General features: G+C 69.5%; 4 protein-coding genes, 3 pseudogenes and 2 riboswitches. Of the genes and pseudogenes, 4 read left to right on the top strand and 3 right to left on the bottom strand.

Annotated elements, in window-relative coordinates:
- From G3N64_RS37455 to G3N64_RS37450, 3 pseudogenes are all read right to left on the bottom strand, one after another.
- Nucleotides 1–192 (bottom strand): annotated as a pseudogene (locus G3N64_RS37455) (hypothetical protein); the annotation flags it as partial.
- Nucleotides 164–328: pseudogene (locus G3N64_RS40090) on the bottom strand (uroporphyrinogen-III C-methyltransferase); the annotation flags it as partial. The pseudogenes G3N64_RS37455 and G3N64_RS40090, both read right to left, overlap by 29 nt.
- A gap of 37 nt (nucleotides 329–365) precedes the next feature.
- Nucleotides 366–650: pseudogene (locus tag G3N64_RS37450) on the bottom strand (SAM-dependent methyltransferase); the annotation flags it as partial.
- Between the two features lie 169 nt (nucleotides 651–819).
- A riboswitch (cobalamin riboswitch) is annotated at nucleotides 820–1,057 on the bottom strand.
- 298 nt (nucleotides 1,058–1,355) lie between these two features.
- Here G3N64_RS37450 and G3N64_RS37445 point away from each other — a divergent pair.
- The 4 genes from G3N64_RS37445 to cobN all read left to right on the top strand — a co-directional run.
- A complete protein-coding gene (locus tag G3N64_RS37445; protein WP_205788639.1) occupies nucleotides 1,356–2,852 on the top strand; it encodes an EAL domain-containing protein in 1,497 nt (498 codons plus the stop codon).
- An 82-nt stretch (nucleotides 2,853–2,934) separates the two neighbouring features.
- Nucleotides 2,935–3,198: riboswitch (cobalamin riboswitch) on the top strand.
- A 182-nt stretch (nucleotides 3,199–3,380) separates the two neighbouring features.
- Nucleotides 3,381–4,439: a HoxN/HupN/NixA family nickel/cobalt transporter gene (locus G3N64_RS37440; protein ID WP_205788638.1), complete on the top strand. Its 1,059-nt coding sequence runs from the start codon at nucleotides 3,381–3,383 to the stop codon at nucleotides 4,437–4,439.
- 25 nt (nucleotides 4,440–4,464) lie between these two features.
- Entirely contained in the window at nucleotides 4,465–5,553 is a 1,089-nt protein-coding gene (gene cobW, locus G3N64_RS37435; RefSeq protein ID WP_175892466.1) for a cobalamin biosynthesis protein CobW, read from the top strand.
- Nucleotides 5,554–5,559: 6 nt separating this feature from the next.
- The coding region (gene cobN / locus G3N64_RS37430; protein ID WP_205788637.1) for a cobaltochelatase subunit CobN at nucleotides 5,560–7,811 on the top strand (2,252 nt) is incomplete at its 3' end.

Raw genomic sequence — 7,811 nt, 5'->3', positions numbered from 1 at the left:
GACGCTGCGGCCCGCGCGCAGATGCGCGAGCATCGCGGCGACGATCGCCTCCTGCGGCGTCGATGCATGGCCGCCGCGCTTGCCGACGTGCTCGATGCGCGCATCGGCACGCGCATGGCGCAGCACGGCCCGCCGGCGCGACTGCGGCCAGCCCCCCGACGCGGCGGCCAAACACGAACGGACGGCGGCCATTGAGCCGCGCGACGCTGCGGCCCGCGCGCAGATGCGCGAGCATCGCGGCGACGATCGCCTCCTGCGGCGTCGATGCATGGCCGCCGCGCTTGCCGACGTGCTCGATGCGCGCATCGGCACGCGCATGGCGCAGCACGGCCCGCCGGCGCGACTGCGGCCAGCCCCCCGACGCGGCGGCCAAACACGAACGGACGGCGGCCATTGAGCCGCGCGACGCTGCGGCCCGCGCGCAGATGCGCGAGCATCGCGGCGACGATCGCCTCCTGCGGCGTCGATGCATGGCCGCCGCGCTTGCCGACGTGCTCGATGCGCGCATCGGCACGCGCATGGCGCAGCACGTCGGGATTCACGAGATCGTCGACGAGCAGCACGTCCGCCGCGCCGATCGCGTGGACGGCCTTGAGCGTCAGCAGGTCGGCGTCGCCGGGGCCGGCGCCGATGAGCCACGCGCGGCTCATCGGGCGCGGCACGGCGCGCACCGTGTCGAAACAGTGGAACAGGGCAGGCGGGCGGCACGGCGGCGGCCAGCGGACAGGTCACGCATGACGGATCGAACGAAGCCCGCGCGGACGCGGGCGGAATGCGCACCCCATCCGTCCCCCGCGGATCGGGCGTTCGGCGAGCGTCGGGCTCGCCCCTTGCGTCGGCCGGTATCCGGGCTGGCCGCTTGCCAGGCCGCAGCCTTCCCGCCCGGCTGAAGGGCAGTGGCATCGTGGGCGGCCTGGGCGCGTGCGCGGGGAAGCGCGTCGCGCGGGCGGCGTACCGTTGCGGGGACAGCACAGGCCGGGCGGTGGTCCGCCTCCTGTTTCCCGTTTAACTGCACGCGCGGAATGCGCATGCGAGCACCGAACGCGGCGCATACGATAGCACAGCGCACATCGGGCACGGCGCCGGCGAACCGGGCCCGTATCCGTTCGGTACTCGATCCGGCGGCGCTGCGTTGTCCGGCCGTAATATTGGTGTGCGATCCTCTGGCCAACGTCACGACCAAGGCGCGGGCTTCGGGCCCCCGGTCGCACGAGGCTGACGAAATCCATACCAAAATCGGCTCGCTCTGCCGGACCTGCAGGGCGATGACCACTACATCGCAAAGCACCGCACCTATGCCGAACGTACGCAGGTGGACAACCTCCCATGGGGCCGGCCGTGCACTCGCTCTCGGCGTGCTGGTGGTTTCGGCAGGACTGGCGTTGGCAGCGTGGCCGCAGGTCACGAAGATCGTGCTGGCGCGATCGGTTGCCGCGCTGGGGATGCAAGTCGTCCAGCAGATCGACGTTGTGTTCGATTCGGCGGCCAGGACGCTTGCCGACGTCGATGCCTCGCCGTACGCGGCCTGCTCGCCCCAGGATCGGCGCCTGTTGCGATCGGCTTCCGTGCAGTCGAAGTACATCAAGGACGTCGGACGCCTGTCGGGCCCCGATCTGCTCTGCACGACGATGCTGGGCGTGCTGCCCAGGCCCTTTGCTCCGAAGCGGCAGCCGTTCCGGCTGACCGACGCGATGTCGGCCTTCTGGACTGTGCCGTTGTTGTCGAGCCCCGACACGCTGGGGCTGGTGGTCGCCGGGGGGAGGGCGAACCTGCTGATGGATCTGGACGCCTTCAGGGTGCCGCCGCCGCCGGGTCTGCACTACGTGATCGGACTCAAGGGCCACCCGACCGCGCTCGTCATCGGACTCGACAAGCGCGGCGTCCCCGGGTACGTCGATACCGGCCAGGTGCCGGGGTTTCGGGACGGCAAACCCTTCTGCTCGGCCCGGGTGCCGCTGTGCGCCATCGTCGTCGTGACGCCGCAGGCGCTCGCGAACGCGAGTCGGCGCGCCACCTGGCTGCTGGGGATCGCCGCTGGCGCGGCGGGCTGCTGCCTGGGGTTCGGCGCGCTGATGCTGCACCGACGCTGGGCCGCACTTGCGGCGCAGATACGTCGAGCGCTGGCAAACGGGCAATTCGTCCTGCGCTATCAGCCGATCGTTGCGCTGGGCGCGTCATCGCGGATCGTCTCCGCCGAAGCGCTGATCCGCTGGACCGGCGGGCCGGCCGCCCCCGACGTGTTCATTGCCGAGGCCGAACGCGCGGGCATGATCGTCGACGTCACGGCGTTCGTCGTGCGCACGGTCCTGCGGGAGATGCGCGTGCTGTTCGACAGCAGGCCGGACTTTTGCGTCACCATCAACGCCAGCGCGCCCGAATTGCGGGACGGCAGCCTGATGGCGACGCTGAACAGCTGCTGGCCGGCCGGATTGTCGCGCCGGCATGTCGGCGTCGAACTGACCGAACGGTCGACCGTGGAACTGCCGGAAATCGTGCCGGCACTGCGGCAATTGCGCGAGCTCGGGCATCCCGTCTACATCGACGATTTTGGCACCGGCTACTCCAGCCTGAGCCTGCTGCAGCATCTTCCGATCGACTACATCAAGGTCGACCGTTCGCTGCTGCCGGTCGCGCCGGACCATGACGGCACTTCGTTCATTCCGGAGATCCTGGCGATTGCCCGCCGGCTCGGGGCCGGCCTGGTCTTCGAGGGCGTCGAGACCCGTGAGCAGGCGGACATGCTCGACATCCCCGGGCAGTCGATCCGTGCGCAGGGCTGGTATTTCGGGCGTCCCGATACCGTCGAAGCGCTGCGCCACGCGATCGCGGCGCAGTCGCCGGGAACCGGCTGAGCCGCTGGACCGAAAAGCCGGCCGCGACGCGCGCTCGCACGGGCTCGCGGGCCGTCGTCTTGACGCTCTCGGCGCGCCCGCCTACACTCGCACGCGTTTTGGTGCTCGCGCGTGCCGCTCCGGCGCGCGCAGTTAAACGGGAAACAGGGAGCCTGCCTGCACCGCAGTCGAGCCAACCTGTGCTGCCCCCGCAACGGTAAGCGAACGCGTCGTGCCCGGCACGACGCAGCGCCGCTTCGCCGCATGCCTGCCGCATGCGGACGACCGCCACTGGATGCCGTGCATCCGGGAAGGCGAAGCGGCGTGTTCGTCAGCCCGGATACCGGCCAGGACGTTGGATCCAGCGCCGCGGGGAGGCGGCGCATCGTCCACGGCCGCAGTACGCCCAGACGTCCGAGCGTTTCCCGCTTCCTCCGCCGAACCGTCCGCTGCATGCACGCGCCGGCGCGGCGTGCGACAGGCGGCACGGGCAGGGCACGCGGCAGCCGTGTTGGCATTCACCCTGTCGACCGTTCGCAAGGGAGCATCATGCTCGACTCGTTCTTCCGCCTGTTCAACGACAGCAATTCCGGGCTGCGCGGCAAAATCGTCGCGATCTACTCATTGCTCGTCGCATTCAACGTCGCCGCGTGGGTCTGGGCCTTCGTCGCGTTTCGCGACCAGCCCGTGCTGCTGGGCACCGCGCTGCTTGCGTACGTGATCGGGCTGCGCCACGCGGTCGATGCCGACCATATCGCCGCGATCGACAACGTCACGCGCAAGCTGATGCAGGAAGGCCGCAGCCCGCTCGGCGCGGGCCTGTTCTTCTCGCTCGGCCATTCGACCGTGGTGATCGTGATGTCGGTGGCCGTCGCGCTGACCGCGGCGTCGCTCGCGCGCTTCGAGAGCATGAAGACCTGGGGCGGCGTGATCAGCACGAGCGTGTCGGCGTTCTTCCTGCTGGTGCTCGCCGCCGCGAACCTGCTGATCCTGATCTCCGTGTACCGGACGTTTCGCGCGGCCCGCCGCGGCGAGGCGATCGTCGATTCCGATCTCGACTTGCTGATGAACCAGCGCGGCGTGCTCGCGCGCCTGTTCCGGCCGCTGTTCCGCCTCGTGTCGCGCAGCTGGCACCTGTATCCGGTCGGCTTTCTGTTCGGCTTCGGCTTCGATACCGCGACCGAGATCGCACTGTTCGGCATTTCGGCGACGCAGGTGCAGGGCGGCATGTCGTTCTGGTCGGTGATGGCGCTGCCGGCGCTGTTCACCGCGGGCATGACGCTCGTCGACACGACCGACGGCATCCTGATGATGGGCGCGTACCGCTGGGCATACGTGCGGCCGATCCGCAAGATCTACTACAACATGACGATCACGTTCGTGTCGGTGCTGGTCGCGGCGTTGATCGGCGGCATCGAGGTGCTCGCGCTGCTCGCCGACAAACTCTCGCTGCAGGGCCCCGTCTGGGCATTCTCGACGCTGGTCGCCTCGCATTTCGGGATGCTCGGCTACGTCGTGATCGGCCTGTTCCTCGCGTGCTGGATCGTGTCGGCCGCGATCTACCGGCTCAAACGTTACGACGAGATCGACGTGACGCTCTCGGCCTGACCCCTCATTCGACACAGGACCTACCATGACCCTACGCAAGCTTCCCGTCACGATCGTCACGGGCTTTCTCGGCAGCGGCAAGACGACGCTGATGCGCCATATCCTGCAGCACGCCGAAGGCCGCCGCATCGCGGTGATCGTCAACGAATTCGGCGAGCTCGGCATCGACGGCGAAATCCTCAAGGGCTGCGGCATCGGCTGCGAGGATGCCGACGGCGCGCAGGGCGAAGCGTCGGGCCAGCTCTACGAACTCGCGAACGGCTGCCTGTGCTGCACCGTGCAGGAAGAGTTCTATCCGGTGATGGAAGCGCTCGTCGAGCGGCGCGCGGACATCGACCACGTGCTGATCGAGACGTCCGGCCTCGCGCTGCCGAAGCCGCTCGTGCAGGCGTTCAACTGGCCGACGATCCGCAACAGCTTCACGGTCGACGCGGTCGTGACCGTCGTCGACGGGCCGGCTGCCGCCAGCGGCCAGTTCGCGGAAAACCCGCAGGCCGTCGACGCGCAGCGCCGCGCCGATCCGAACCTCGATCACGAATCGCCGCTGCACGAGCTGTTCGCCGATCAACTGTCGTCCGCCGATCTCGTGATCGTGAACAAGGCCGATCTCGTCGGCGACGCCGAGTTCGCGCAGATCGAAGCCGCGATTCGCGACGAGATCCCGCCGCAGGTGAAGATCGTGCGTGCGACGCGCGGCGAGCTCGACCTCGCGATGCTGCTCGGCCTCGAATCGGCATCGGAAGAGACGATCCACCTGCGCCACGACCATCACGGCTCGGCCGACGACGGCGATCACGATCACCATCACGACGATTTCGACTCGGTGGTCGTGTCGGGCGACGCCGGTACGCGCGAAGCGACGATCGCCGCGCTGCAGCGCGTCGTCGAAGCGCACACGATTTATCGCGCGAAAGGTTTCGCCGCGCTGCCCGGCGCGCCGATGCGGCTCGTGATCCAGGGCGTCGGCCGCCGCTTCGACAGCTATTTCGACCGTCGCTGGCAGGACGGCGAAACGCGCGCGAGCCGCTTCGTGCTGATCGGCGAGGATCTCGACGCGGCCGCGCTGCAACGCGCGTTCGACGCCGCGTGCGCGGCCGAACCGCAACAGGCGTAACGCACGATGCATTTGCTGCGCACCACGCCGGGCGGCTTCGTCGACGATACGCAGGGTGTCGTCCGGATCGACCAGCAGCCGGCCGACATCGTGATCCTGAGCTCGGCCGACACGACGCTGTCGCTGCTCGCGAGCGTCGTGCCGCAACTGCCGGCCGGCTTCCCGAGCGTACGGCTCGCGAACGTCACGTTCCTGCGGCAGCCGGCGTCGGTCGACTTCTACGTCGACGACGTGCTGCAGCATGCGAAGTCGGTCGTGATCGATCATCTCGGCGGCGAAGCGTACTGGCCGTACGGGATCGAGCAGGCCGTGTCGCTCGCGTCGAAGCGCGGGCAGCAGCTCGCGATGTTCTCGGGCGACCTGCAGGAAGACCCGAACCTCGTCGCGAAAAGCACCGTCGCGCCCGACCTGTGCCGGCTGTGGTGGCGCTACCTGCGTGAAGGCGGCGTGCACAACGCCGAGGCGCTGCTGCGCAGCATTGCCTTCCACACGCTCGGGTTCGGCGACGAACCCGAACTCCCGCGCCCGCTGCCGGCCGCCGCGCTGTATCACCCGGCGCGCGACCGCGCGAGCGTCGACGACTGGCGGCCGCGCTGGACGCCCGGCGCGCCCGTCGTCGCGATCCTGTTCTATCGCGCGCACTGGCAGGCCGCGAACACGGCCGTGTTCGATGCGCTGGCCGATGCGCTCATCGAGGAAGGGCTGAATCCGCTGCCGATTGCGGTTACGTCGCTGAAGGACGCGGTGAGCCGCGAAGTCATCACGCAGCTCTGCGACACGCACGACGTCGCGCTCGTGCTGAACACGACCGCGTTCGCGGCCGGCGCGATCGACAGCCCCGAACACGACGTGCTCGCCGGCGATGCGCCGGTGTTGCAGGTGATCCTGTCCGGCGGCAATCGCGACGCCTGGGTGGCCGACAACCAGGGCCTGCATGCGCGCGATATCGCGATGCACATCGCGCTGCCGGAAGTCGACGGCCGCATCGTCACGCGCGCGGTGAGCTTCAAGGGGCTCGCGTACCGCTGCCCGCACACCGAGGTCGACGTCGTGCGCTACCAGCCGGACGCCGAACGGATCGCGTTCGTCGCGGCGCTCGCGCGCGGCTGGTGCCGGCTGCGCACGCTCGACCCTGCCGACAAGCGCGTCGCGCTGATTCTCGCGAACTATCCGCAAAGCGAAGGGCGGATCGGCAACGGCGTCGGGCTCGACACGCCTGCGTCCGCGCTGCGCGTGCTCGCGGCGCTGCGCGACGCGGGCTATGCGGTGGCCGACCTGCCGCCCGACGGCGATGCGCTGATCGCGCGGCTCACCGAAGGCGTGACCAACGACGCGGCCGTGCACGCGTTGCGCCCCGCATTCCAGAGCTTCCCGCTGGTCGACTACGTCGCGCGTTTCGCGCGGTTGCCGGCCGCCGTGCGCGACGCGCTGAACGAACGCTGGGGCCCGCCTGAAGCCGACCCGACGCTGCGGCAAGGACGCTTCACGATCGCCGGCTGGCGCGCGGGCAACGTGTTCGTCGGCATCCAGCCGTCGCGCTCGCGCGGCGAGAACGACTACGCGAGCTACCACGACGCGGATCTCGTGCCGCCGCATGCGTATCTCGCGTTCTATTTCTGGCTGCGCGACGCGTATCGCATCGACGCGGTCATCCACCTCGGCAAGCACGGCAACCTCGAATGGCTGCCGGGCAAGAGCGTCGCGCTGTCCGACGCGTGCTGGCCCGACCTGACGCTCGGGCCGCTGCCGCACCTGTATCCGTTCATCGTCAACGATCCGGGCGAGGGCAGCCAGGCGAAGCGCCGCGCGCAGGCCGTGATCATCGATCACCTGATGCCGCCGCTCACGCGTGCGGAAAACTACGGCCCGCTGCAGGATCTCGAACGGCAGGTCGACGAATACTACGAAGCGCTGATGGTCGATGCGCGGCGCGCGAAGCTGTTGCGCAAGACGATCCTCGCAACGATCGCCGAGCACCGGCTGCACGACGAGCTGAGCGTATCGCCGCCGCGCGACGCGGGCGACGAGGATGCGCTGCTCACGCGCGTCGACGCGTGGCTGTGCGAATTGAAGGAAGCGCAGATTCGCGACGGGCTGCACGTGTTCGGCGCGTCGCCGGCCGAGCGCCAGCGGCGCGACACGCTGCTCGCGCTTGCGCGCTTTCCGGTCGGCGACGGCAAGGGCGCACGCGCAGGATTGATCGGCGCGCTCGCGCGCGATCTCGCGCTCGGCGACGACTTCGACCCGCTCGCGGCCGA

The organism is Burkholderia sp. Ac-20344 (assembly GCF_017104975.1).
Classification (GTDB): Bacteria; Pseudomonadota; Gammaproteobacteria; order Burkholderiales; family Burkholderiaceae; genus Burkholderia.
Note: the sequence above shows the minus strand (reverse complement) of the source record. Positions and strands in the feature narration are given on the sequence as shown.